At 45.4% G+C, this 24944-nt stretch carries 22 protein-coding genes, 1 tRNA gene and 1 pseudogene; 15 read left to right on the top strand and 9 right to left on the bottom strand.

Going from position 1 to position 24944, the window contains the following annotated elements:
- Positions 1–63: 63 nt before the first annotated feature.
- On the bottom strand, positions 64–909 hold the full coding sequence (locus tag DSM107010_RS01605) for an AraC family transcriptional regulator (RefSeq protein WP_106171227.1): 846 nt from the start codon (positions 907–909) through the stop codon (positions 64–66).
- Positions 910–1082: 173 nt separating this feature from the next.
- Here DSM107010_RS01605 and DSM107010_RS01600 point away from each other — a divergent pair, with 173 nt between their 5' ends.
- The 8 genes from DSM107010_RS01600 to DSM107010_RS01565 all read left to right on the top strand — a co-directional run bounded on the left by DSM107010_RS01600 (position 1083) and on the right by DSM107010_RS01565 (position 10556).
- Complete coding sequence (locus DSM107010_RS01600) at positions 1083–2108, top strand: ABC transporter permease (RefSeq protein WP_106171230.1); 1026 nt, start codon at positions 1083–1085, stop codon at positions 2106–2108.
- 149 nt (positions 2109–2257) lie between these two features.
- On the top strand, positions 2258–3676 hold the full coding sequence (locus DSM107010_RS01595) for a hypothetical protein (RefSeq protein WP_241994083.1): 1419 nt from the start codon (positions 2258–2260) through the stop codon (positions 3674–3676).
- A 228-nt stretch (positions 3677–3904) separates the two neighbouring features.
- Positions 3905–4366, top strand: coding sequence for a ribosome maturation factor RimP (gene rimP / locus DSM107010_RS01590; protein WP_015157062.1), 462 nt, complete (start codon positions 3905–3907; stop codon positions 4364–4366).
- Between the two features lie 145 nt (positions 4367–4511).
- Positions 4512–5846 carry a transcription termination factor NusA gene (nusA, locus tag DSM107010_RS01585; protein ID WP_015157061.1) on the top strand — a complete coding sequence of 445 codons (1335 nt, stop codon included), beginning with the start codon at positions 4512–4514 and terminating at the stop codon, positions 5844–5846.
- 64 nt (positions 5847–5910) lie between these two features.
- Positions 5911–6168, top strand: a complete 258-nt coding sequence (locus DSM107010_RS01580; RefSeq protein WP_015157060.1) for a YlxR family protein — start codon at positions 5911–5913, stop codon at positions 6166–6168.
- Positions 6169–6636: 468 nt separating this feature from the next.
- Entirely contained in the window at positions 6637–9669 is a 3033-nt protein-coding gene (gene infB, locus DSM107010_RS01575) for a translation initiation factor IF-2 (protein WP_015157059.1), read from the top strand.
- A 44-nt stretch (positions 9670–9713) separates the two neighbouring features.
- Entirely contained in the window at positions 9714–10349 is a 636-nt protein-coding gene (locus DSM107010_RS01570) for a low-complexity tail membrane protein (RefSeq protein ID WP_106166280.1), read from the top strand.
- A gap of 6 nt (positions 10350–10355) precedes the next feature.
- Complete coding sequence (locus DSM107010_RS01565) at positions 10356–10556, top strand: hypothetical protein (protein WP_015157057.1); 201 nt, start codon at positions 10356–10358, stop codon at positions 10554–10556.
- A 58-nt stretch (positions 10557–10614) separates the two neighbouring features.
- On the opposite strand, the gene DSM107010_RS01560 is transcribed toward DSM107010_RS01565, so the two are convergent.
- Positions 10615–11145 carry an alpha/beta hydrolase gene (locus DSM107010_RS01560; RefSeq protein ID WP_127022185.1) on the bottom strand — a complete coding sequence of 177 codons (531 nt, stop codon included), beginning with the start codon at positions 11143–11145 and terminating at the stop codon, positions 10615–10617.
- A gap of 180 nt (positions 11146–11325) precedes the next feature.
- Here DSM107010_RS01560 and DSM107010_RS01555 point away from each other — a divergent pair, with 180 nt between their 5' ends.
- Positions 11326–13125 carry a DUF1565 domain-containing protein gene (locus DSM107010_RS01555; protein WP_106166282.1) on the top strand — a complete coding sequence of 600 codons (1800 nt, stop codon included), beginning with the start codon at positions 11326–11328 and terminating at the stop codon, positions 13123–13125.
- Between the two features lie 555 nt (positions 13126–13680).
- On the opposite strand, the gene DSM107010_RS01550 is transcribed toward DSM107010_RS01555, so the two are convergent.
- Positions 13681–13959 (bottom strand): DUF3493 domain-containing protein, encoded by a 279-nt coding sequence (locus DSM107010_RS01550; protein ID WP_015157054.1) that lies wholly within the window; start codon positions 13957–13959, stop codon positions 13681–13683.
- 34 nt (positions 13960–13993) lie between these two features.
- Between DSM107010_RS01550 and DSM107010_RS01545 the strand changes: the two genes are divergently transcribed.
- The 6 genes and pseudogenes from DSM107010_RS01545 (at position 13994) to DSM107010_RS01530 (ending at position 17270) form a co-directional block, all read left to right on the top strand.
- Positions 13994–14065 (top strand) — tRNA-Thr (locus DSM107010_RS01545).
- A gap of 84 nt (positions 14066–14149) precedes the next feature.
- Positions 14150–14318, top strand: a pseudogene (locus tag DSM107010_RS43505) (IS1 family transposase); the annotation flags it as partial.
- 249 nt (positions 14319–14567) lie between these two features.
- The gene (locus tag DSM107010_RS38110; protein WP_158631720.1) at positions 14568–14720 is read left to right on the top strand and encodes a hypothetical protein; all 153 of its coding nucleotides are present in this window, start codon (positions 14568–14570) and stop codon (positions 14718–14720) included.
- Positions 14721–14787: 67 nt separating this feature from the next.
- Positions 14788–15606: a DUF1206 domain-containing protein gene (locus tag DSM107010_RS01540; protein ID WP_106166283.1), complete on the top strand. Its 819-nt coding sequence runs from the start codon at positions 14788–14790 to the stop codon at positions 15604–15606.
- A gap of 3 nt (positions 15607–15609) precedes the next feature.
- Entirely contained in the window at positions 15610–16761 is a 1152-nt protein-coding gene (locus tag DSM107010_RS01535; protein ID WP_106166284.1) for a glycoside hydrolase family 10-like protein, read from the top strand.
- 89 nt (positions 16762–16850) lie between these two features.
- The gene (locus DSM107010_RS01530; RefSeq protein WP_015157051.1) at positions 16851–17270 is read left to right on the top strand and encodes a C6orf136 family protein; all 420 of its coding nucleotides are present in this window, start codon (positions 16851–16853) and stop codon (positions 17268–17270) included.
- A gap of 47 nt (positions 17271–17317) precedes the next feature.
- Here DSM107010_RS01530 and DSM107010_RS01525 read toward each other — a convergent pair whose 3' ends face one another.
- The 6 genes from DSM107010_RS01525 to DSM107010_RS01500 all read right to left on the bottom strand — a co-directional run bounded on the left by DSM107010_RS01525 (position 17318) and on the right by DSM107010_RS01500 (position 24832).
- Positions 17318–18235: a methyltransferase domain-containing protein gene (locus tag DSM107010_RS01525; RefSeq protein WP_106166285.1), complete on the bottom strand. Its 918-nt coding sequence runs from the start codon at positions 18233–18235 to the stop codon at positions 17318–17320.
- On the bottom strand, positions 18228–19079 hold the full coding sequence (locus DSM107010_RS01520; RefSeq protein ID WP_106166286.1) for a hypothetical protein: 852 nt from the start codon (positions 19077–19079) through the stop codon (positions 18228–18230). Before DSM107010_RS01520 ends, DSM107010_RS01525 begins: the two co-directional genes overlap by 8 nt.
- A gap of 105 nt (positions 19080–19184) precedes the next feature.
- On the bottom strand, positions 19185–20075 hold the full coding sequence (locus DSM107010_RS01515) for a phytanoyl-CoA dioxygenase family protein (protein ID WP_106166287.1): 891 nt from the start codon (positions 20073–20075) through the stop codon (positions 19185–19187).
- Positions 20076–20514: 439 nt separating this feature from the next.
- Complete coding sequence (locus DSM107010_RS01510; protein ID WP_106166288.1) at positions 20515–21597, bottom strand: ABC transporter permease; 1083 nt, start codon at positions 21595–21597, stop codon at positions 20515–20517.
- Positions 21598–21663: 66 nt separating this feature from the next.
- Entirely contained in the window at positions 21664–22449 is a 786-nt protein-coding gene (locus tag DSM107010_RS01505) for an ABC transporter permease (RefSeq protein WP_015157046.1), read from the bottom strand.
- Between the two features lie 52 nt (positions 22450–22501).
- The gene (locus DSM107010_RS01500) at positions 22502–24832 is read right to left on the bottom strand and encodes an EAL domain-containing response regulator (RefSeq protein ID WP_106166289.1); all 2331 of its coding nucleotides are present in this window, start codon (positions 24830–24832) and stop codon (positions 22502–22504) included.
- Positions 24833–24944: the final 112 nt, after the last annotated feature.

Raw genomic sequence — 24944 nt, 5'->3', positions numbered from 1 at the left:
CATAATTATCAGCAGCTCGTCTCTCTCAGTCGCCTCAAATGCTTAGAGCGCGAAGTGATGGTATTATCCGACTGGTTTACTATACTTCCCTGGCGTGACTCCAACAAAACGCTTGAATTGCCTGGTTAAATGACTTTGATCGGCAAAACCCGTTTGTTGCGCCACCTGCGCGATCGCATATCCTTGTGATAAAAGCCTTTTTGCTTTTGCCACCCGCACTTGAGTTAAATACTCGTAAGGTGGCATACCAACGCAATCGCGAAATGTTCGTAATAAATAAAACGGACTGAGATTGGCGATCGCGGCAAGTTTTTCTAAAGAAATATTTTCTGTATAATTTGCTTCTAAATACGATCTAATTCGCGCGATCGGTTTGTCTTGTGTACCTATTTGTTTCAGTGTAGGGCGAGCGCCTGCATGACGTTGAATCAATTTTACAAGCGTTCCCAACCAGCGCGTATCTTTTTCTAACTGCGACGGCGAAGTTTCTAAACTTTGATGTAGTTGTAATATCTGTTGAGCAAGCTGGCGATCGTCAATCACGGCTTGCGGAAAATAAGGCATAACCTGTCGCCCCACAAAAGCCTCAGCCGCAGCTTGTTGCAATAAACTCACATCGGGATATAACACGCGATAAGTCCAACCATTCTCAACTCCCGCACTTCCCGTATGCACCTCACCAGGGTTGACAATCACCACCGTACCAGCAGGGGCAAAATGCATTTCGCCTTGGTAAGTAAACTTTTCTACCCCTTGTTCGATGACACCGATAGTATAAGCTTCGTGAATGTGTCGGCAGAAAGCATGAGTAATATAAGTTGCTCTAAGTAACTCCAAATTACCAAACTCCGGCTGTCGCCAAAACTTAGCACGTTCGCACCTAGCTGGAGTTCTAGCAGCGTTATCCATAAGATAGCAGTTCGTGGCGATCGGCTTTCCTGAAGGGATATTAGCATTAATGGCAGTTGCCGATCTAAGATATTGCTGACTAATCGTTCTTCCCCGATCTTAAGTCAGCGATCGGTCGCTAATTCTCCCTTATTTCCCTGCTCCCAGCTCGTCCCTGCTCCCTTATCCCTCATATGTCTCGCTCAAAATCTCTGCAATATTACATTCTGGCTCGATTGCTGCTGACACCACTCATGCTGTGGACGATCGTGACTGTGGTATTTTTGTTGTTAAGAGCAACTCCTGGCGATCCCGTCGATGCTGTGTTAGGAGGACGCGCCCCAGAAAGCGTCAAGCAAGAATATCGGCAACGGTTAGGGCTACTCGATCCTTTGCCAATTCAATACATTCGTTACATTGGTAGTCTTTTACGTTTCGATCTCGGTAGTTCCATTACGACTCAAGGGGAATCCGTTTGGCAAACCATCGGACAGCACTTCCCCGCTACGGCAGAATTAGCCGTATTTAGCATGGCATTTGCGCTCATCATTGGAATTAGCATCGGAATGCTAGCTGCTTCCCGCCCTAATTCTTGGTTAGATGTAGGGGGGCGATTATTTGGGATTATCACTTATGCCTTACCCTTATTCTGGGTAGGAATGTTAATGCAGTTGGTATTTGCAGTACAGTTGGGGTGGTTTCCCTTGGGAACGCGCTTTCCAACTTCTATACCCGCACCTGAAGGTTTTACAGGACTCTACACTATTGATAGTTTATTAAGCGGCAATTTTACCCAGTTTTTCAGTGCTATCTATTACCTATTGCTGCCGAGTCTAACTCTAGGACTTTTACTATCGGGAATTTTCGAGCGTATTGTTCGCGTCAACCTCAAACATACCCTTAAAGCTGACTATGTAGAAGCTGCCCGTGCTAGGGGAATTCCCGAACGACGGATCTTATTTGCCCATGCTTTAAAAAATGCCTTAATTCCCGTGATTACGATTATGGGACTCACTTTCGCCGCTTTATTAGGCGGAGCAATCTTAACTGAGGTGACATTTTCTTGGCCTGGTTTAGCCAACCGCCTCTACGAAGCAATTTCCTTGCGCGATTATCCTACCGTTCAAGGAATTTTAGTATTCTTTGGTACGATCGTCGTGCTTGCCAGCATCATCATTGATATTCTCAATGCCTCCATCGATCCCCGCATTCGTTATTAATACTACTGGTAAGATCTAGAAGACACGCAGGTTGTAATGGTAATGGGTAATGGGTAATTGGTAGTTGGTGGTTGCTAGTTAGAGCGGGTTAGTTTTCATTCCTGACCATCACTGTTATCTCCTATATCCTAATTTTTGACATTTAACTTTTGACTTTTGACTTGCCTAAACGTCGCTTTTCTCTATGGTTCGAGCGCTTAATGGCGATCGCAGCTACAGTAAATTTTGGTTTAGTCATTTTTGACTTCACCTACGTCCCCTGGCGCGATTTTTACCTCAACCGCATTCCTGAAGTTACAACAATTTACGATCCAATTAAAGGCATTGAACCGCACCGCGAAACTCAGCAGTATTTAAAGCTAGTCAATGCCTTAGAACAACAAGTGAGTCAAACAGGATTGCAGTCACCCCAGACAGCAGCCGTGTTAGAGCAACTGCGCCGCTACAGCAGTGACATTATCGAAACTAATCCGTTTGCCTTGGCAAATAAGACGGGGACGCTAGAAAGAATTAAAAATCGAATGCGCGATCGCATCGGTGAAGAATCTTCGCGTACTGCTTTTAATATTTTTTGGAGTCAAGAATATCTCCTCAAGGCTGGGTGGCAAAAAGAGATTGACTTTTTCAATCGCAGTATTCGCCCTTTAGTTGCCACAAATTATTATCGTGCGATCGGTGAAAACGGAGAATTTATCGATGAATTCTGGGGAATTGACGCTTATTTCATCGTCCTGTTTGGCGTAGAATTTCTCATCCGCACTTTTATCATTAGCCGTCGTCATGTTGGGTTGAAATGGCAAGATGCGATGTTATGGCGATGGTATGACATTCTACTCATCGTTCCCTTTGAGTTGTTACCTTTTTTGCGCTGGACGTGGCTGCGAATTATTCCAGTGACGGTTCGCTTGCACCAAGCAAAATTATTAAATTTAGAATCAGTCCGACGACAAGCGACTCAAGGATTTGTCGCCAGTTTGGCACAGGAAATCACTGAAGTCGTTTTAATTCAATTTATTAATCAGTTACAAGTTTCGGTACGACGGGGAGAGTTAACAAATTGGTTATCCGCCAGCTCTAAGCGGCAACCATACATAGATTTAAATAATATTAACGAAATTGAGACGATCGCTTCTCTGGTCGTCAACGTCCTCGTCTACCAAGTCTTCCCCCAAATCGAACCAGATATCATTGCCATTTTACGCCACAGCATCGAAAGCACCCTCGACCAATCCCCTCTCTATCGCAGCATCCATAATCTACCAGGAGTCGGCAACTTCCCCCACACGCTGAGCCAGCAACTAGCGACCTCCATTACCCAAAATTTTTATACCGCGATCGTCAAAGCCGTAGAAGATCCGGTTGGGGCAAAAATTTCCCGCCAGCTAGCTCAACATTTCAGCCAAGCTTTAGGTACGCAAATGCAGGAAAAACATACCTTAGAACGCATTCAATCTCTGACTTCTGACTTTTTAGAAGAAGTCAAACTCAACTACGTCCGCAGACTAGCACAAGAGGATGTCGAGCAAATTATGGAACAAACCCGGCTATTGAAGCGGGGTGAGAAGTGAGGAGTAAGGGGTGAGGGACAAGGAGGACAAGGGAGACAAGGGGGACAGGAAGAAAAACATTTTTCCCCTCTCCCTTGTCTCATTCTCTCGCTCCTCGCTCCTCACCCCTAATTGATGCGCTAAACTCAAATGTAAGGGCGAAACGAATTTGTTTCGCCTTTAAACTTTCTGGAAAAATAACTGTTTCTCAGGAAGTGGGTGTCCACCCGCTTTTTTTATGTCTGAACAATGGCTCATCCCTTAATTCCCCAAATCATTGAACTCGCCTCGCCTGTAGCAGAAGATCTAGGGTTGGAAATCGTTGACGTTGTTTTCCATACAAACCATCGTCCGCCAGTGCTGCGCGTGGACATCCGCAATCCGCAGCAAGACACCGGACTAGACGACTGCGAACGCATGAGCCGCGCTTTAGAAGCAACGCTAGATACAGCAGATGTCATTCCTGATGCTTACGTTTTGGAGGTTTCTAGTCCAGGGATATCGCGCCAGCTGGTGGCAGACCGAGACTTTATTTCTTTTAAAGGATTCCCTGCGATCGTCACCTTATCCGAACCCTATGAAGGTCATACAGAGTGGACGGGTCAATTAATTAAGCGCGATGAAACCGCAGTGTTTTTGAATCAAAAAGGTCGGGCGATCGCCATTCCCCGCTCTCTCATCACCAGGGTACAACTGGACGAGCGCCACTAAATCAGAGGTTAGGAGTGAGGGATTGGAGGTTAGGAAAATTGTGAATTTGAGATTTCGGATTGCAATTTCTCCCTTGTCTCCCTTGTCCTCCTTGTCTTCCTTGTCCCCACTTCCGACTCCCTACAGATAAAGAGGTTTAAATATTATGTCAATGGTTAGCCTACCGGGTCTAAAAGAATTAATTGAAAGCATCAGCCGCGAACGGAATTTACCTCGGAATGCGGTACAAAATGCCTTGAGAGAAGCTTTGCTAAAAGGCTACGAGCGCTATCGGCGAGCGCAAAATTTAGACAAAAAGCATTTTGAAGAAGAATATTTTGACAACTTTGAAGTAGAGTTGGATGTTGAAGAACAAGGCTTTCGAGTTCTAGCAACTAAAACGATTATTGAAGAAGTCACCAACTCCGACCACGAGATTTCCCTCAAAGACGTGCAAGAATTTGCAGGGGATGCAGCTCAAATTGGTGATTCGGTGCTAGTTGACGTGACTCCAGATAAAGAAGAGTTTGGACGCATGGCAGCGATGCAGACAAAACAAGTTTTGTCGCAAAAACTCCGCGATCAGCAGCGTCAAATGATCCAAGAGGAATTTCAAGATATAGAAGATACCGTACTGCAAGCTAGAGTACTACGGTTTGAGCGACAGTCAGTGATTATGGCGGTTAGTAGCAGCTTCGGTCAGCCAGAAGTCGAAGCAGAATTACCCAAGCGGGAGCAACTACCTAACGATAATTATCGCGCCAATGCTACTTTTAAGGTTTATCTCAAGAAAGTCTTGCAGGGACAGCATCGAGGTCCACAGTTATTGGTTTCCAGGGCTGATGCTGGTCTAGTCGTGTATTTATTCGCGAATGAAGTGCCGGAAATAGAGGATGAAGTCGTCCGCATTGTCGCTGTAGCTAGGGAAGCCAATCCTCCCTCCAGGCATGTCGGTCCTCGGACAAAAATAGCTGTCGATACCCTAGACCGAGATGTAGACCCAGTAGGGGCATGTATTGGCGCTAGAGGGTCGCGAATTCAAGTCGTAGTCAACGAATTACGCGGAGAAAAAATTGATGTGATTCGCTGGTCGCCCGATCCAGCTACTTATATTGCCAATGCTTTGAGTCCGGCTAGGGTGGATGAAGTACGGTTGATGGACCCGGAAACTCGTCAGACTCACGTATTGGTGGCAGAAGATCAACTCAGTTTGGCAATTGGTAAAGAAGGACAAAACGTCCGTCTAGCCGCCCGTTTGACAGGATGGAAAATTGACATCAAAGACCGCGACAAATACGATTACGCCGCTGAAGATGCTAAATTTGCGGCAGCAGCTAGACAACAAGCCGCCGCACAGTTAGAGGAAGAATTAGCAGAGGAAGAATTGGCAGAGGAAGAACTAGAAGACATGATAGAAACAGTAGATGACACTGGTGAAGCATTGGATGAAGAACTGGAAACATCTGAGGAGCTAGAAGAATCGGCGACTAACGAACTGTGACTTGTGACTCGTGACTTGGTAACTGCCCTGAAGCTCTCTTCACCGTCCCAACCCCCTCCTGTTGATGAAACCTAACTATCGCCGTTGTATCAGCTGCGGTCGCGTGGCATTAAAATCGGAGTTTTGGCGCATTGTCCGCGATCGCGACTCGGGAGAGTTACAATTAGATCGGGGCATGGGGCGTTCTGCTTACATCTGTCCCCAAGCAAGCTGTCTACAAGTGGCGCAAAAGAAAAACCGCTTGGGGCGATCGCTCAAGGTCAAGACAGTCTCAGAGGTGCTTTATCAAACTCTATTGCAGCGCCTAGTTACAGAACCATAAGTACGAAACCAGGTGACAGAGCCAGATAGCAGTGATATGTACAACCCCTTATACTTACCCACTCCTTGAACTTAACAAGAGCGAACGAGCATCAAGCATACAAACACATCGGCATTCCCATTGACAGGTTAAGGAATTTGCAGCTGGTAATTTCTGCAAACCTAACTTGATGCCAAAATAATATATGGGTCAAAATATCCTAGTAGTAGATCGACAACCAAAAGTTGCGACCGGATTTCCTCAAGTTGGAGCGCTAGCAAAAAACACAAGCAAAAAACACAAGCAAAAAACACCTGCTAACCCTATCAAAGTAGGGATTTAAGCCAAATAGAAAGCTTCTCTGTTATATCATTTGGAGGCAAGAACCGCAATTCAAACAGTAAACGAATATACAAAAATCGGAGGATGGAGATGTTGTAAATCGGGCAACCATCCAGTTATAGCTGGTAGGTACAAGGGGAAGAATGGATGAACAACGGCAAAGTCAGAATTTACGATCTATCAAAGGAATTGAATTTGGATAACAAGGAAATATTAGCCATTTGCGATCGGCTTAATATTGCAGTGAAAAGTCATAGCAGCACTATTAGCGAAGAAGAAGCAGAGCGAATCAGACAAGCAGCAGAAAAACAAGCTGCAAACCCCGTCACTGCTGGTAGAGAAGGTCATGCCAACAGCTACAAGGCACATCCTCAACCAGCCACTAACAAAGTTAAACCAAAACCTGTCGTGCCTCACAAACAGCAAATCTTGGAAATTCGCAAACCAAAGCACAACCCCGATCGTCCTAACCCCCCAGAACCTTCTGTTGCCGTAGCACCTCAACCTCCAGCTCGTCCGACCGCTTCTAATTCACCCGTGCGACCGACAACAGCGCCAACCCGTCCCGAAGCACAAAAGCCAGTGCAAGCAGTAGAAACTCAGCCTACAACCCAAAGCGAGCAGGGCGATAATTCAATACCCACAAACAAATCCAGACCACCAGAATCACCCAAGCTGTCAACACCACCCCCTAGACCGTCCGGGGCAAGAGACGGTGTAGATGAAACTGCCGGACTACCACCGTCGCCACCACAGCGAGCGGAGCGCCTGGAACGATCGGAACGACCGGAGCGACCAATTCTCAAGCGGGAGCAAGACGATCGCGCAGCCAATCGTCCAGTGGCGAAGGCAGATAGAGTCGAAAAACCAATGCGTCGTTCGCAGGAGGCAGCTGCTAGCTCGGAAAGCACGCCAGCTAGACCTAAACCCGTGCTGGAACTGCAAAGACCTAAGCCAGTGAGGGCAGGCGAAGCAGTAGCACCAGAACGCTCTAAACCAGATGGGGCAGAAGCTTTACCGGGAACGGAAGAAATCGCCGAGATCGGTGTGGATGACAAGCCAATCCTCAAACGCCCCATGCCGCGTCCAGTGGGTAAAGGTGGCAAGAAATGGCAAGAAGAGGAGATAGACGAAGGACAAGACGCAAAGGCAACGAAGGCAGGTGTAAAAACCAAACGTCTCAAGCCTATAGTCGATTTGGATGACGAAGAAGACTTTGACGATGAGGAGGACGGAGATAGCGATACTCCAATTCAAGTTAGCCTGTCTATAGCTCGTCCGCCAAAACAGAAAACAGCAGCTCGTCCAGGACAGCCGCAGCCTGCTGCTATTAGTGTAGTTAGAAGCAAAAAGTTTAGCCAAGCACGAGAAAACAACCGTCGCCGCGAACCAGAACAGAAACGCGAACGCCCAGAAAAAGTGGTAGTCATGGGCAATCTCACCGTGCAAGAACTAGCTGAGAGTTTAGCAACTCCAGATACAGAAATTGTCAAGATTCTGTTCATGAAAGGGATAGCAGTTAGTATTACCCAAAGTTTAGATCTTGCCACGATTAAAATGGTGGCGGAAGAACTGGGCGTAGAGGTAGAAACTGCCGAGCCAGAAGCAGAAGCCCGTAAAGTTACAGAAATGCTCGATGCGGCAGACTTGGAAAATCTCCAGCGCCGTCCGCCAGTCGTAACAATTATGGGTCACGTAGACCACGGAAAAACGACTTTGCTCGATGCCATCCGCAAAACAAAAGTGGCGCAGGGCGAAGCTGGAGGCATTACCCAGCACATCGGTGCTTACCACGTCGATGTCGAACAAAACGGGCAAATGCAGCAAGTCGTATTTCTAGATACCCCAGGTCACGAAGCCTTCACGGCGATGCGGGCGCGAGGAGCGCGAGTGACGGACATTGCCATCTTAGTGGTTGCTGCCGATGACGGTGTTCAACCCCAGACGGTTGAGGCGATCAGTCATGCCCAAGCAGCAGAAGTACCAATTGTCGTCGCAATCAATAAGATTGATAAAGAAGGCGCTCAACCCGATCGCGTCAAGCAAGAGTTAACTCAATACAGTCTAACTCCTGAAGAATGGGGCGGAGACACGATTATGGTTCCCGTCAGCGCCATTAAAGGTGAAAACCTTGACGGCTTGCTAGAAATGATTCTGTTGGTTGCAGAGGTAGAAGACCTATACGCTAACCCAGATCGGACGGCGAAAGGAACGGTAATTGAAGCCCATCTTGACAAAGCCAAAGGTCCGGTCGCAACCTTGCTGGTACAAAACGGAACGCTGCACGTGGGCGATATCCTTGTGGCTGGGTCGGCATTTGGCAAAGTCCGCGCTATGGTGGACGATCGCGGTCGGCGGGTAGATATCGCTAGTCCCTCCTTCGCCGTAGAGGTCTTGGGCTTGAGCGACGTGCCAGCAGCTGGAGACGATTTCGAGGTGTATCTCGTCGAGAAGGAAGCACGGGCGATCGCCAGCGAACGGGCAGAGAAACAACGTCAGTTCCGCTTGCTGCAAGGACGCGCGACCCTAACTTCCATATCCGCACAGGCTCAGGAAGGCGAGTTGAAGGAACTCAACTTGATCCTCAAGGCAGATGTCCAAGGTTCCGTCGAAGCAATCGTCGGGGCGCTCAAACAACTGCCACAAAACGAAGTCCAAATCAGAATGTTGTTGTCTGCACCTGGAGAAGTCACTGAAACTGACATCGACTTGGCAGCAGCTAGTAACGCCGTGATTATCGGCTTCAACACCACGCTTGCTAGCGGTGCTAGACAAGCAGCCGACGAAGCAGGGGTAGATGTTCGAGAATACGACATTATCTACAAACTGCTGGAAGACATTCAAGCTGCCCTAGAAGGTATGCTAGAGCCAGAATTGGTAGAAGAACCTCTCGGTCAGGCAGAAGTCCGCCAGGTCTTCCCAGTCGGTCGCGGTAAGGTGGCTGGTAGCTACGTGCAGTCGGGCAAGCTCGTGCGTAACTGCAAGCTGCGGGTGCGTCGTGGTGGTAAGGTGATCTACGAAGGTGCTTTAGATTCTCTCAAGCGGATGCGAGAGGATGCCCGCGAAGTCAATTCCGGCTACGAATGCGGTATTGGCGTTGATAAATTCAATGATTGGGTTGAAGGCGATATCGTCGAAGCCTATCACATGGTGACAAAACGCCGCACGCTTACGAGGTAGCACTGTCAAGACGTGCGATCGCGCGTCTTGACATCTTGAAAACTATGCAATCATTTCGCTCCGAACCATTTTTGTGGATTCACCTAGCTGGGTTAGCAACGCTGCCGATTCTGTTGCAGTTGTGCTGGCTCGGCTTGGCTGTGGGCGATCCCATCTTGCCCGTGTGGTTAGAATTCTCAATTGTGGCGGCGATCGGAGTCTTACCCGTTCTGTGGATGCAGCTATCCCGTCCTTTTTTGATCTTTGGCGTGCTGGGAGTCGCACAAAAACCAACTCAGCTCGACGAGCAGCAAAGAAAAGTTCTCAGGTTAATTCGTACGACTGCCAATCGCCTGCTGGCTATGGTAGCAGCAGTATTGCTAGTAGGGCTATTATGGTTGTTGTATCGTACCGCGCCGATCGCGGCAAATGTCATACCCTTACCACCCCAATGGCGAGGCTTAGGATTGTTGGTAGCTAGTGTTGCCTTTTTAGCAAGCAATCTATTTCTGCAAATCCCTGTCAGCGTGGCACGGGTTTTCGTTACTAGCGAAACAGAATTTTCTAAGGCAAAACCTTATCCTGTAGAAAGAATAGCGCGAGACTTTACGATTGTTGGCTGGCAAGTTAACCGCATCTTGCCCCAACTCACCAACTCTCAAACAGATACAGCTCAAGTAACAGCTCAAGTAAAGGAATGAGGAAACATGGCTCATCCAGCTACAGACACCAGCAGATCCGAAGATAGCCAAATCTGGGACGAACTAAAAAGCGCAATCGCTGCTAGCTCCGGCTTTCAGCGCTGGCGGTTAGAAAAGATGTCTGGCGATCGCCAACTGCAAGAGGTGAACCTCGATCGTCAAGTTAGTCTGTATTTGCGCGAAACGCTGGAAACTTTGGCTTATTAGGGAGCAGGGAGTAGGGAGAAGGCAAATTTTAGGTTGACTCTCCTTGTTTCTCACAGGACTATTTCAAAAAATTTTTCAGAGTCCCTTCTAGGCGACGCAGTTGGCTGTAAACGGCTTCCAGGCGATTGCCTTCCACTTCCACATCTGTTGTCGGGTAGTTTTGGAGAATTTCCAGTAGCGAGAGCTGGCGATCGCGAGCAGATAAGGTAATGGCAGCGCGTAGAGCTTGTCGATTTGCTTGGCGCGAAGGTGGATGAACGGTTTTACCTATTTCATCTAACAATAATTCTCCTAAAGCATTGTTGAGAAATCGATCTAACAAGATTGGATCGACCGTTACTGTATTTGTAAGGGACTGGCGAATCGTCTGGGGATCTTGTCGGGCTAATGCCAAGTTTACCCGTAGATCGGGTGACATTTCTCCAGTGCGCGCGAACTTTGTCAAATCCTCAATCGCGATTGATTCGCGAAAAGCTCGGTACTTCAGTACGACTCGTTCGGCTGCAAAAACGGAGGTGCTAGAAAATACAATTGCTGCACTTACCCAGGAGGCGAAACCATAACGCAGCAACAACGAAAATAAGCGCATTAATTAAAAGTTAAGATTTAAGTTGTTTTTATTGTTTTAACTTCAACACAGTAGCACGGTTGCTTTCAGTCAAGACTCATCCTACAAGATTGTTTCTCACAACTAACCGAGTTTGGTAAAGCAGGTACTATCTACTCTGCGAAAGATTTATAGAAAATTGCGGAACATAGTAGCAGTGGTATGTGTCATCAGCTCAAATCTCAGGACAAGCGAATTCGTTCCAAGAATGTTAATAAAAGTAAAATTTTTGTGCAATTTTTGCGATCGCTTGTCTTACTAGATGCAGATCGTCAGCACATGACACATCCTACAAGTATGACACGCCAAGATTCTCCAATTTTCTCGTCTGCCAATCGCGCTTCGTCCGTCAAACCGCTTGTTTGCTCGTTATTTCCTTGGCGAACTGGACTAACCGCCTTACTGTTAGTTGCCAGTGGCACGATCCCCATCGCTACACTAACAGATACTTCTATCGTACACGCTCAAGCGCCAACTACACCTCCAATTGCCGCTCCCACCACTGCCAAAGTTATTTACGTCAATCCCGAAGTCGGTACGGATACTCCTGGTGCTGGTACGAGCGAAGCATCTGCTTACAAAACTATTACTTTTGCTTTGACTCAAGCCGAACCTGGCACGGTCGTTCAACTTGCTGCTGGTAACTATACTAGCGAAACTGGAGAAGCCTTTCCCCTCACTCTCAAATCCGGCGTGACGCTACGCGGTGATGAAGCAACTAAAGGTGAGAATATTATCATCAGTGGTGGTGGAGAGTATATCAGCCCTACCTTTGCCCGACAGAACGTCACGATTCGTGCCGAGAAAGAGACAACAATTAGTGGTGTCACCGTGACTAACACTAATACACGCGGCACGGGCTTGTGGATTGAATCGACTAATCCTACGGTAACGAACAGTACTTTTGCCAACAGCAATCGAGATGGTATTTTTGTGACTGGAACGGCTAGCCCCAAAATAGAAGCAAACCGATTCATTAAAAATGGTGGTAACGGAATCTCTGTAGCACGGGCAGCACAGGGAGAAATTCGCAACAACGTCTTTCAAGCTACGGGTTTTGGACTCGCAATTGGTGGTACCTCATCACCCTTAGTCAGCGATAACCAAATTCAACAAAATAAAGACGGGATCTATGTTTCCGAGGCGGCTCAACCGATTTTACGCAATAACGTGATTCAAAATAACGATCGCGATGGAGTTGTCGCCACTGTCAACGCTCAACCCGATATTGGTTCCGCTGATAACGCCGGACAAAATCTGATTCGCGGTAATAAGCGCTATGACCTATACAATGCCACGCGGAGCAACGCTCTGGTTGCAATTGGTAACGATATCGATCCCAAGCGCATTTCTGGCAAAGTCACATTTACCCCTGCTCAATTTGCTCTGCGCGATATCAAAGGTTTATGGGCGCAGCCTTATATTGAAGCCTTAGCTGCTAAAAATATTATTGCTGGTTTCCCTGATGGTACTTTTAAGCCAGACGAACCTGTCACCCGCGCCCAATTTGCCGCAATTGTCAGTAAAGCCTTTACACCAAAAGGACAACGCCCAGCCGTTAATTTTCAGGACGTTCAGCGTAAATATTGGGGCTACCAAGCGATCCAAACGGCATATCAAGGTGGTTTTGTGGCTGGATATCCTGGCAATTTATTTGAACCCGAGCAGAAAATTCCCAGAGTCCAAGCGCTGGTTTCCTTGGCAAACGGTCTAAAATTGAGTGCGGATAATTCTAGCGCGATCGCAGTTTATACTGACGCAGCTCAAATTCCCAACTACGCCGCTCAACCCGTAGCCGCCGCTACTCAGAAACAATTGGTGATTAACTATCCTACACCCACTCAATTAAACCCAAATCGCGAGGCTACCCGTGCTGAGGTTGCTGCTTTTGTCTATCAAGCACTCGTGAACGCCGGACGAGCTAAAGCGATTCCCTCGCCTTACCTCGTTAGTCTGCCTTAGATGAGGGAGCTTCTGAGCAGGGGGACAATGGAGACAAGGGAGACAAGGGAGAAAGAAATTTACAATTTCCACACCCTACACCCTACACCCCGATCGCTGGTAACTGACAACTGATAACTGAATTAACAACGCCAGCGTTCCTGTCGGAATGCTGGCGCTATTTTGCTTCTTATATGCAGTGGGGTCTTTATATATTTATGGCTGACCCCTTTGAGTTAGCGGAGATATAGTCAGGGTCTTTATATAAGCTGACCCCGTTTGAACCTATGTATATAGTATGACAAACTCTATCTGAAGTAATGACTTTTCTAATGTTTTCTTTATTTTTTCTACGATACCGTTGAGAGTTGTGAATGAGCTTGAACTTTCTTTAAGGAGCGGTCTGTTTAACAGGGCGATCGCGCCGCCGAGCTGCCAAAACGAGTAATAGTATACATTTGACAAGAGATAATCCTGAGTATTTCTTCCAAATTTATTTAGAAGGAGTGAGGGGAATTCAGATTTTTGAAGTCTAAGAGTTTCCCGTGTCCCCCAAGTCCTCCTTGTCTCTATTAACTACGACTTTGCTCGCCCCCGTTCCAGACGAAACAGGAAAATCATCAAGGCAACGATTCCTACTTGGAGAGCAAAATTGGGTAAAGCATTACTGACGTTTTGTCCCGCTGCTAGTTGAGCTAAAAAGATGACAGCACCAATTAAACCCGATGCTCCGAAAGAAAAGTAGATAAATTTTCTCAATCCTCGATAAGGAGCGGCTGCTTCTGCTCTCAACCGAGCGTATTGTTCTGATGTCAACCGTTTGTCGCCGCGATTTTTAGGATTTTGCTCTATCATCAAAGTTTTGATAGTATAATAAAGGTTTGGCAGCGCCGATGTGGCTCAGTGGTAGAGCACTCGATTCGTAATCGAGCGGTCGCGGGTTCAAATCCCGCCATCGGCTTAAGAAAGAGAGAGTAATGAGTGGTGTAGACTTGCAAAATTGGTGTAAAAGTGGTGTAAGCTAAGTAGACCTATCGACTTTCGCAAAGGCAATGACCAGTGGGTGTAGTTATCATTAGATGTTGTAACACGAGAGATTGTGGGCTTGCACATTGGCGATCGTAGTGGCAACTGTGCAAAAGCGTTCTGGAACTCGATGCCACCGATGTACCGTCCAGTGTGCTGTGCTTTACACCGACCGTTGGAGCGCCTATCCTATTCTTTTTTCTCTAGCCTTTCCTAAATAGCACTACTACTTTAAGTTAATACTCTAAGTGGTTTGGGAGAATGGATAGCTGGATAGCATGATTGTACGTTTTTTGTACGCATAGTACGAACGTTTTATTTACTCCGTACAGAAAATTCTACATACATTTCGTGTATATTTGTACGCTTAACGTACGTAAATTTTGTACAAAGTCTGAAAGCCTTACGGAGTAAGATTCTTTGCCAGAATCTAGCTTATGTCCTGCTCTCTGAGCATTACCCTCTATAGGGGCGCACCGATGTGCGCCTCTACGGATTTATTGCAATTAGCAGTTGACATAATATTTGCGATCGCGCTTGTATCGATCCTAACAACTGACCAAGCAACGAGCTATCAAAATCCTAGCTAAACACTTGGATAGATGTAATTATTAATGCTTTACTGCTAAAGAACTTACATGAGTTCTACTACGTACCATGACACAACAGCTGACAAGGCAAGACCCTTCAACTTGGGTGGAGCGACTGGCGAGATTTGGTTATGCAGCTAAGGGAGTGGTTTACGGTATTGTTGGATTGTTGGCAGCACAAGCGGCTTTTGGCGCAGGTGGAAAAACAACAGATACCGAAGGTGCATTACAAACGGTATTAACTCAGCCATTCGGAAAATTTTTACTAGCCGCGATCGCTCTTGGTTTACTCGGATACGCGCTTTGGCGGTTCGTCCAGGCAATTAAAGATCCCGAACATAAAGGTACAAATGCTAAGGGAATTTTTCAGCGACTTGGTTATGCAATTAATGGTTTTATCTACGCTGGATTAGCTTTTACTGCAATTCAATTAGTTGCTGGAACTGGCGGTGGGAGTGGTGGTAATGCAACTCAAGATTGGACGGCAAGGCTACTTTCTCAACCTTTCGGACAATGGTTGGTTGGAACTGTAGGTGCATTTATTATTGGCATGGGTTTCTATCAGTTTTACCGCGCTTTTAAGGCTAAATATCGTCAAGAAATGGATCTGCATCAATTAAGTGAAACTGAGAAAAAATGGGTATTAGGTATTAGTGGATTTGGCACGGCAGCACGGGGAGTCGTATTTTGCGCGATCGGCTTTTTTCTGATCCAAGCGGCAAGAAATAATAACCCTAACGAAGCAAGAGGACTGGGTGAGGCGCTACAGGTGCTATCCCAACAACCTTTTGGTAAGTGGATTTTAGGAATTGTAGCTTTGGGATTAATTGCTTACAGTATTTATATGGTGTTGCAAGCACGATATCGCCGATTGAAAGTAGATTAAATCGTGAGTGAAATACGAGGCATTTGGATTACCAATACCGATAGTACAGTTCTCGACTCTCAAGCTAATATTGCCGAGGCGATGAATTTCTTGGCAGCGACGGGATTTAATGTGGTGTTTCCCGTTGTGTGGAGTAAAGGAGCTACAGTTTATCCCAGTCAAGTGATGCGATCGCAGTTTGGCTTGGCGATCGATCCGCGCTACACTGGGCGCGATCCGTTAGCCGAACTGGTGACTGAAGCAAGACGAGTCGAACTGAAAGTTATTCCCTGGTTTGAATATGGCTTTGCTAGTTCCTACAATCAAAACGGAGGACAGTTATTAGCAAAAAAACCAGAATGGGCAGCCCGCGATTGTAACGGTAATCTACTGAAAAAGAATGGCTTCGAGTGGATGAATGCCCTCGACTCCCAAGTACAAGATTTTTTGCTGAGTTTAATTTTAGAAGTTGTCAATAATTACGATATAGATGGCATTCAAGGCGACGATCGCATTCCTGCTATGCCATGTGAAGGTGGCTACGACGCGGGAACTGTAGCCCGCTATCGCCAAAAATTTCGCCGTCAACCGCCCTCAAACCCCCAGGATCGGCGTTGGCTGCAATGGCGGGCAGATATTTTAACTAACTTTCTCGCCCGTCTGAATCGAGAAGTCAAAGCCGTTAATCCCAATTTACTCATATCAATGGCTCCTAGTATCTACGATTGGGGTTATAAAGAATATCTGCAAGATTCTCAAACTTGGCTGCAACGAGGATTAGTCGATCTACTCCATCCCCAAGCTTATCGGCGCGATTTCAACAGCTACAAACAGATTATCGATCGCCTTGTCACAGAACAAACCCCACAACAGAGATCGCGAGTCGCTCCAGGTGTTTTACTCAATATTAGTTCGTACCGCATGACTCCTCAATATTTATCGCAGGCGATCGCCCATAATCGCTATTGCGGTATCAATGGAGAAGTCTTTTTCTTTTACGAAGGCTTGCGATCGGATAATCATGCTTTAGCTAAAGTTTTACGTAACGGTGCTTATGCGAAATCTGCTGCCTTTCCCTCTGTTGCCAACCTTGCCCAGCCCCAGCCTGAGAACGCTGGTTCTTCGGTAGCTAGAGGAATTCAGAACTTGCTCAAATTGTGGCAGAATCGCTTTTAAGGACAAATTATCTGTAGGGGCGCACAGCTGTGCGCCCCTACTACCAACTGCGATTTCACCCAACACAAAACGGTAATAAATAGGGATTAATGGAATATCAATTACAGGTAAAACATAACATTAATACGCTCAAACACGATTTACCAACTCTGTTTGAACGGGATATTTCCTACGATATCTATACACAAAATATTTACTTTCAAGACCCAGTTAATAAATTTAAATATAAATTCAATTATCGAATCATCTTTTGGACGTTACGATTTCACGCCAAATTATTTTTCACAGAAATCTACTTCGACGTACACGACGTACATCAGAAAGACGAACAGACGATTCTAGCAACTTGGACTGTTCGAGGAGTCTTGCGCGTACCTTGGAAAGCTAAAGTATTTTTTAACGGCTATTCCAACTACAAATTAAATGACAATGGTTTAATTTACGAACATATCGACACCTGGGATCGATCGCCAAAAGAAATATTACAGCAATTCTTTCGCAAAAGGTAGTTCGCGTACTCGAAGGCTAACGCCTACATCTGCGTTCAATTTAAACATTACTGCCATGACAATACAAGCTTTGTCCAATTTTTATCAATGACAGTTTCCTTTGCTTTTGGCATGTAATCAATTTCTTGAGAATAAGCTTTAATCTTCAAATCTTTCAGAGAAGCATGACCAAAATTTATCAAATTGTATAGACTTAATAACAAATCGAGAGGTAAAGTTTCGAGCAAAGGATAAATATTATTAACTTGAATTAGTACTTCTTTAAAATCTAAAGCCTTACTATTTGTCTCCTTTTCTTGTGACTCAGCAAAAGCACCCCGTAGTTTCATAAAACCACAATTTGCAGCAGAATCACTTTCCCAATAACTATTTACTCTATCGAAAGCAACAGACAGTTGTACGTTTTTTGTAAGTGCTAAAGGCAATAATAACCGCCCACTAGGTTTTAATTGCTGTTGCCAAGCAGGTAAAATATCCCCAGCGCCAACTGTGAGAATAATCCGATCGTATGGTGCAGCAGCAGGATAACCAAAACCGCCATCAGCACAAATAACTTGCACGCGATCGCAACCAGCAGTCAATAAATGCTGACAGGCATTTTCTACAACGTCAGGATCGATATCAAGGGTAACAACTTGACCTCGATCTCCAACTAAGTAATCCATTAGAGCAGCATTATAACCTGTTCCCGCACCAATTTCTAATACACGATCGCCCTCTTGCACGCTCAGTTGTTCTAACATGATTGCCACAATTGATGGCTGGGAAGCAGAACTGATTGGTTTGCCGTTCAAGTATTTGGTAATAATCGCTTCATCTGTGTAGGCTGTTTCTATTGAAACGCCGGGAAGAAATAAGTGACGCGGTACGCTACGAAAAGCAGCTTCTATGCGAGGAGTACGAATGAAGCCTTGTTGTTTGAGGCGATCGACTAGTGCGTAGTGTTGTGCAGATACATCACTCATCACTCAATCCTGACTGCTGCAATGCTTGTGCCAATAATTCCTGTAATTCTAGCGTTGCAGCCCAATAATTTAAATAGTCAAGATCGAGGCGATCGCTTTGAACTTTTAGCACACCTAATACATCTCGCCACTGTCGATCTGAAACTCGATTTCCGATTTGATACCAAATCAACTTTTGTAAAATGATGTCTTCAGGAGTTGGCAACCAAGCCAATCGTTCGGGGTTTTGAGCGATCGCTAGTTGCTGTTTCCGCTGCATCTCCGATTGAGCTAAAGGCTGATTTGAAAGAATAAAAATATCGACTTTTTGTAAAGTTTCAAGATGGATAACATTAAAAGACGATTTACGTTCGATTGCTTCTCTTACCATCATTTCATCGACAAAAAATTCTCCAGTTAGCATCTCAACCAATGGCTGTATCTGAGAATTTTGGATATCGGCAACAATATCTACATCCAGAGTAGCACGCGGTTCGCCCCAAATTGAACTTGCTACAGAACCGCCAATTAGATAAGGAATAGCTAGTGTATCTAAAATTTCTGCCATTCTCAAAGCTAGTTGAATTGATTCTGCATCCACTAATTTATCCTCATTTCTATCTCCGCAAAATCGAACTGCTATATCTTTTCCTAACCATCTAATCGCTAGTTGAAATTTAATTTGACTAGTAGTAGCATTGGGATATTGATGGCGAATCCCAGCGATCGCCATTTGTCGAATTCCTTTCGTTGCTTCGTCGATCGAATGTGCTTTTTTCCAAACAGGCATGTGACGAAAAGCTTGCATCAGGAAGCGATCGACGTTTGGATGCGTATCACTAGCTTGAGGCTGATAGCTTGACATACATTACTGTAAAGAAAGTTATGTCTAGTTTAACTACATAGCCACTGGATGAGATGTTAAAATAACTGCTAGTTAAGCTTCATACATGCGATCGCCTCATCGCGGCTAGTCAACACCCCAAAGACATTGCTGTTGATGTGTGGATAATCTCGGCATCAAGGTAAGTAAATCTTTTTGCGGTAGAGAAGACTTACAGTAATAGGGATATTTTGGTTCTCTCGAACTGTAATCGTAAAATAGAGCAAATCGATCGCTATTCTCCGGCACTTTGCCTCGGTGGAAAATACTGCCAGTATCTACTAAAATTACCGTGCCAGCCGCACCAGTGCATGAGATCCATTCAGATTGAGGAATAATTGGTTCTACAGTCTTATCTTGTAGATAGCCGTGTTTGTATCCTAACGAATTAGATAAAAGCGCAGTCAAAGGTTTGGAAATGTATTGAAAAGGACCGTTACCTTCGCTGACATCATGTAAGTAAATGATAATTTTAAACACACAGCGATCTTCTGTATCTATGTGCCAAAGCCTTGATTTAATTTTGACATCATTTGCTAGATCTTTCCGAAAGTATACGCCGTGATACGAGATTGGTAAACCAATGTAATTCTCGGTAATATCCAGCAATCTATCTTCTAATCCCCAGAGAAAAAGCTCTGGATGTTCTATAATTTGTGCGTTGCTGGCGTGAAGGGCAAATTCTTGTTTGTTGCTGGGTAAAACGTTTCGTAAGGTTGGCAGTATTTTTTTTACAGATGCCAGAACTGAAGGTGTAGAAGAAATATTTAATGCTTCTAAGGAAGTTATAAAAATTCCTTCTTGTTTGAGTGTCTTAACAATCTGAGAGTCGTTGGGAGTAAGTACGGGTAACTTATGAGTATGCTGCTCAACTGCCTCTTTATAAGCAAGTTCTGAGGGAATTGTAAATACTGGAGTATCAAAAATCTTTCTTAAGATTTTATTACGTACTTGATGTATTCTTTTTGTTATGAGCATCTCAGTTACTTATACGCTTACTCTTGATTTAAAAGTGTTTGTTTAACAGAGCTAATCGATCATTTCTATATTATGTATAAATTCTAACATACACTCGAACTACCTCTTTGGATAGAGATTTGAGATAAAGTGTGTGTAAATCTAAGTTGAAGAAACGATGAAGTGTTTGACGATCGCCGCTCTAGAATCGAGTGGAGAATGCAAGTGAGAGCGATCGATGCTTACTTTTGCTGTACTCGCTGTGAACGAAACTTTGTGTGAATGGAAGTCATGCGCGCTTGCTAGAGGTGGATTTAGTTAAAATACTGTTTGTCATAAGCAAATTCCGCGAAATATAGCTCAATTTCACGTAGATGTAATATATTGTTACGAATGACTTGTGGATATTGGCAATACATCGCGTCATCTACTGCACCGTTAAGCTCTGCGATCGCCAATTTTACGATTCGTTAGCAGGAGAGACTTTTTGAACAATGCTTTCTCTCTGCGGCGGTTTAACTAACCAACGCTGGCTAATAGCCACGAACAACACGGTTAACCCCTGAATCGCAAAAACAATCGTTACGGGAACACCTGCGCTGCGTTGCATGACATTTGCACCGCTACGGAGGGCGCTAAAAAATAGAGAAGTGAGAACAACTCCGAGAACGCTACCGCGACTCAAAAAAGCGATCGCGATCGCATCAAAGCCGTAACCGGGCGAAACTTGCTCGAACAAACGAAATTTCAACCCCATCACCTCCGATGCACCAGCCAACCCCGCCAAACCACCCGCCAGCGCCATGACAAGCACGATCGTACGTTGTACCGATATACCACCATAACGGGCTGCAATTGGGTTCATTCCCACGGCGGCGGTACGATAACCAAAAGGCGATCGCTGCAACAGTACCCATAACACCCCAGCCGCTACGAGTCCGACTAAAATTCCTGCATGGGCTAAACTGCCTGGTAGAATAATCGGCAATTGGGCAGAACGGGGAATGATGGGAGAATAAGGGCTAGGTGCATTGGGAGCCATTAACGGTCCTTGCACGAGGTAACTGACTAAGTTGAAAGCAATATAATTGAGCAACAGCGTAGTAATGACTTCATTGACTCCCCGCACTGCTTTCAGATAACCAGGAATTAAACCCCAAATTCCCCCAAACAGAAAACCCGCTAGTAGTGCTAAAGGGACGTGAATTAATGCAGGTATACCTTTGATAGATAATCCTGCGATCGCACTTCCTAGCGCACCCATATAAATCTGTCCTTCGCCGCCAATATTAAATTGTCCAGCTCGTAAAGCTACTAGAACCCCTAGACTGGTTAGTAGTAGGGGAGCCATTTTTGTGAGCGTATTACCAAAACCGAAATAAGTAGAGAGGGATTCTTGAAATAGGGCTGTATAAGCCGCGATCGGATTTGCCCCTGCAACTAACATCAATCCCGCACCTACAAGTAACGCTGAAGCGATCGCGACTACTGGAGGTAGCAAAGATGGGAAAACTGCCAATATTTGCTGAAAAATCTTCTGCAATTTTAAAATTAATCTTTATTTTAAGTTCGTGGGCTGCGTTAACAAGGTCACTTATCCTACATCTTACTAACTCGAAGCACTGGTGTAAAACCGTAAAGCAAACCGCCAAAATACAGTAGCGATCGCAAATAAAAATAGCGCCAATACTCCCGCACCAATTACCCAGCCTAACTGAACTCTTCCCAACATTGTCTCGGCTGGAACTGTGGTGAGAAAAGCGACGGGAACGACAAAGGTAAAGAAGAAACGATAAGCAATTGGATAAGCTACCATTGGATATCGTCCTGCTTCTAATAATCCTCGTAATACCTCGGTGACGTTATAAATTTTGACAAACCAAATACTTGTCGCCCCTAGCATAAACCACAAGCTATAGAGGCTGATAAAACCAAAGATTAATGGAATTGCACTCAGTAAGTAGTCACCAATTGTTAAACCGAGTAGACTCCCAGCGTAACCGATGATGATGCTACCGAAAAGAATATCGGGAACTCCCCAAGGGGAAAGGGTGTGGGTAGAAAGCCAAAATTGGCTATTAATTGGTTTTAACAGCACGAAATCCAACGTTCCCTGTTGGACGTAGGTGACAATTTTGTTGAGATTAGGCGAGAGAAACGTACTGGAAAAGCCTTGAAGTACAGTAAAAACACCCAGTACGATTAAGGCTTCTTGCCAACGCCAGCCTTCAAAAGTATAGCCAGTGCCATTATAGAATAGGGAAAGCCCGAATAAACTGCCTGCAAGATTGCCAAGGCTGGTGAGGGTTGCTAAAACAAAATTAGCGCGGTATTCTAACTCAGCCGCGATCGCGGCACTCCACAACAGCTTAATTACGTCTAGATATCGATTCACGTTAAGGCTGTCTATCGATCGTCATTCCTAATTCTAAACGAGATATTCCTCCCTATCTGCGATCGGTTAATCCATGCCCGCCCAGATCGACTAAATCTGGTAGGCTAAATGTTTTTGTTGCGTGTTGAGAACTATTTTCCAATAAATCGACGTGACGAGTTTCCATCAAATCGATATGACGTGTTGGCATATGTTGTTTCGATCTGCGCGAAGAACGGCTACCTCTAATCTCAAAATACTTTAGAGTCTTGGCAGCTTCAGCATCCGCCGGACGCGAGAAGAAATAACCCTGTCCGTAATCGCATCTTAAGGCTTGCAATTGATACATTTGCTTTTTCGTTTCTACCCCTTCAGCAACCACATTGATGCCCAAGTTCCACGCCATAGAGACGATAGTACGGATCATCTCAATTTTTTCTGGATCGCAATCAATATCGTTAACGAAAGAACGATCGATCTTCAGCGTATCTATGGGTAGGCGATGGAGATAGCTGAGGGAAGAATAACCCGTGCCAAAATCATCGATCGCCAATTGGATTCCCAAGGTCTTCAACTGCTGCAAAATAGTAACCGCAGCATCAACATTATCCATCAGTACGCTTTCAGTAATTTCTAACTTCAAGCTACTGGGAGAAAGTCCAGTTTTGTGCAGAATTTGTTTAACTTCCCGCGCCAGATCGGGTTGCGTCAATTGCTTGCCAGAAAGATTGACATTCACTGTTAATCGAGAGTCAACTACAGAATGCTGTTGCCAAGTGCGTAACTGCTGACACACTTGTTCGAGTATCCACCAACCAATCGGGACGATCGATCCAGTTTCTTCGGCTACAGGAATGAATTCTGCGGGTGATACCCAGCCTCGTTGGGGATGCTGCCAACGAATTAATGCTTCAAATCCAGCAACTCGACCGCTGTTGAGCGAGACAATTGGCTGGTATACTACCATGAACTCTTTGTGTTCTAGCGCCCGCCGCAGGTCAATTTCGAGCTGCATTCTGGCGATCGCCCGATCGTGAATGGCAGGTTCAAAGACTTCCGATCGCGCTTTACCCATAGCTTTAGCACGATACATGGTCATATCGGCATCTCGCAGCACGTCTTCCGAATGTTCGTACCCGCTATGACTTAAAGCAATCCCAATACTAGCGGTGCAAAAAACTTCATTGCCTTTGAGGTTGAAGGGGGTTGACAATTCTCGATGAATTCGATCTGCAATTTGCCGAACTCGAAGAGCGTCGCAATTTTCCAACAGGATCGTAAACTCATCTCCTCCTAACCTAGAGAGAGTGCTATTGGATGGTAAGCACGCTTTTAAGCGAGTTGCGATCTCCAACAGGAGGCGATCGCCCATAGCATGACCTAAACTATCGTTGACCACTTTAAAGCGATCGAGATCTAAAAATAGGAGGGCAAATTGAGATTTCGGGTCTTGTTTTGTTTGGTGAATGGCTTTTTCTAATTGCTCCATGAACCAGAGACGATTTGGTAGACCTGTTAACCCATCGTGGAAAGCATCGTGCAGTAATTTCGCCTCAGCTGCCTTTTGTTGAGTAATGTCAGTTTGAGAACCTGCCATGCGGTAAGGTTTGCCTTCAGAGTCGCGCACGGCTAGCCCCCGACAAAGCATCCAACCGCAGCTACCATCCTGACGCAATAACCGATATTCAGTTTCAAAATGGTTGGTTAACCCCGCTAAATGGGCGCTTAATTTTCCTTGGAACTGAGCTTTATCTTCAGCATGTATGCGATCGAACCATTCTGCTAAAGTATTACCTACTTCTTTCTCCTCATAACCCAACATCGATTTCCAACGAGGAGAATAATAAATCTGATTGCTTCTGATATTCCAGTCCCACAAACCATCGTGAGCGCTCTGCGCGATTAAAGCATAACGTTCGCGGCTCTCTTGCAGTGCTTTTTGTGCTTGGTGGAGTTCGTTGATTTTTGTTTGTAATTCGCGATTCGATCGCGCCAATTGCTTGTAAAGTTGAGTTTGGTGTAAAAGTCGGCGGACTCGCTGCCGTAAAACAGCCCAGTGAATCGGTTTTGTCACAAAGTCGCTTGCACCAGCGCGGAAGGCGCGATCGACTGATTCTTGGTCTTCCAGAGCCGTGATAATTAAGATAGGTGCGTGTTTGGAGCGAGAAAGAGCTTGTAGCTGACCGCAGCAAGTAAAGCCATCCATCACGGGCATGAGTGCATCGAGCAAGACCAAATCTGGATGAAATTGAGTATACGCCTCTAACGCTTGCTGTCCGTTTACCGCTTCTACTACCCTGTAGCCATCCTTCTCCATTGCTTGACGCAGTAAAATCCTCATGGTTCTATCGTCGTCCACCACGAGAATTAAGGGTGTAGTTGAAGAGACGGGGTTAGAGTTCATAGTGACGAACACCCATAAGAAGTAGGAAAGATTAGTAAAGTTGCAGTAGAAGAGCAAGACTTTTTGCACTGCCAACTGTCTGGTGTTACCAGTACTGGTATTGCCAGTATTG

Origin of the sequence: Chroococcidiopsis cubana SAG 39.79 (genome assembly GCF_003991895.1) — a bacterium.
GTDB classification, from domain to species: domain Bacteria; phylum Cyanobacteriota; class Cyanobacteriia; order Cyanobacteriales; family Chroococcidiopsidaceae; genus Chroococcidiopsis; species Chroococcidiopsis thermalis.
This window is presented reverse-complemented; position numbering and strand designations above follow the sequence as displayed.

Coding starts and splice junctions, on each gene's coding strand:
- DSM107010_RS01550 (WP_015157054.1), bottom strand. CDS start 13,959: ATGATAGAGCAAAATCCTAAAAATCGCGGCGACAAACGGTTGACATCA.
- DSM107010_RS01555 (WP_106166282.1), top strand. CDS start 11,326: ATGTGTCATCAGCTCAAATCTCAGGACAAGCGAATTCGTTCCAAGAAT.
- DSM107010_RS38110 (WP_158631720.1), top strand. CDS start 14,568: ATGTCCTGCTCTCTGAGCATTACCCTCTATAGGGGCGCACCGATGTGC.
- DSM107010_RS01540 (WP_106166283.1), top strand. CDS start 14,788: ATGACACAACAGCTGACAAGGCAAGACCCTTCAACTTGGGTGGAGCGA.
- DSM107010_RS01560 (WP_127022185.1), bottom strand. CDS start 11,145: ATGCGCTTATTTTCGTTGTTGCTGCGTTATGGTTTCGCCTCCTGGGTA.
- DSM107010_RS01565 (WP_015157057.1), top strand. CDS start 10,356: ATGGCTCATCCAGCTACAGACACCAGCAGATCCGAAGATAGCCAAATC.
- DSM107010_RS01525 (WP_106166285.1), bottom strand. CDS start 18,235: ATGAGTGATGTATCTGCACAACACTACGCACTAGTCGATCGCCTCAAA.
- DSM107010_RS01580 (WP_015157060.1), top strand. CDS start 5,911: ATGAAACCTAACTATCGCCGTTGTATCAGCTGCGGTCGCGTGGCATTA.
- DSM107010_RS01520 (WP_106166286.1), bottom strand. CDS start 19,079: ATGTCAAGCTATCAGCCTCAAGCTAGTGATACGCATCCAAACGTCGAT.
- DSM107010_RS01600 (WP_106171230.1), top strand. CDS start 1,083: ATGTCTCGCTCAAAATCTCTGCAATATTACATTCTGGCTCGATTGCTG.
- nusA (WP_015157061.1), top strand. CDS start 4,512: ATGTCAATGGTTAGCCTACCGGGTCTAAAAGAATTAATTGAAAGCATC.
- DSM107010_RS01605 (WP_106171227.1), bottom strand. CDS start 909: ATGGATAACGCTGCTAGAACTCCAGCTAGGTGCGAACGTGCTAAGTTT.
- rimP (WP_015157062.1), top strand. CDS start 3,905: ATGGCTCATCCCTTAATTCCCCAAATCATTGAACTCGCCTCGCCTGTA.
- infB (WP_015157059.1), top strand. CDS start 6,637: ATGAACAACGGCAAAGTCAGAATTTACGATCTATCAAAGGAATTGAAT.
- DSM107010_RS01515 (WP_106166287.1), bottom strand. CDS start 20,075: ATGCTCATAACAAAAAGAATACATCAAGTACGTAATAAAATCTTAAGA.
- DSM107010_RS01530 (WP_015157051.1), top strand. CDS start 16,851: ATGGAATATCAATTACAGGTAAAACATAACATTAATACGCTCAAACAC.
- DSM107010_RS01570 (WP_106166280.1), top strand. CDS start 9,714: ATGCAATCATTTCGCTCCGAACCATTTTTGTGGATTCACCTAGCTGGG.
- DSM107010_RS01500 (WP_106166289.1), bottom strand. CDS start 24,832: ATGAACTCTAACCCCGTCTCTTCAACTACACCCTTAATTCTCGTGGTG.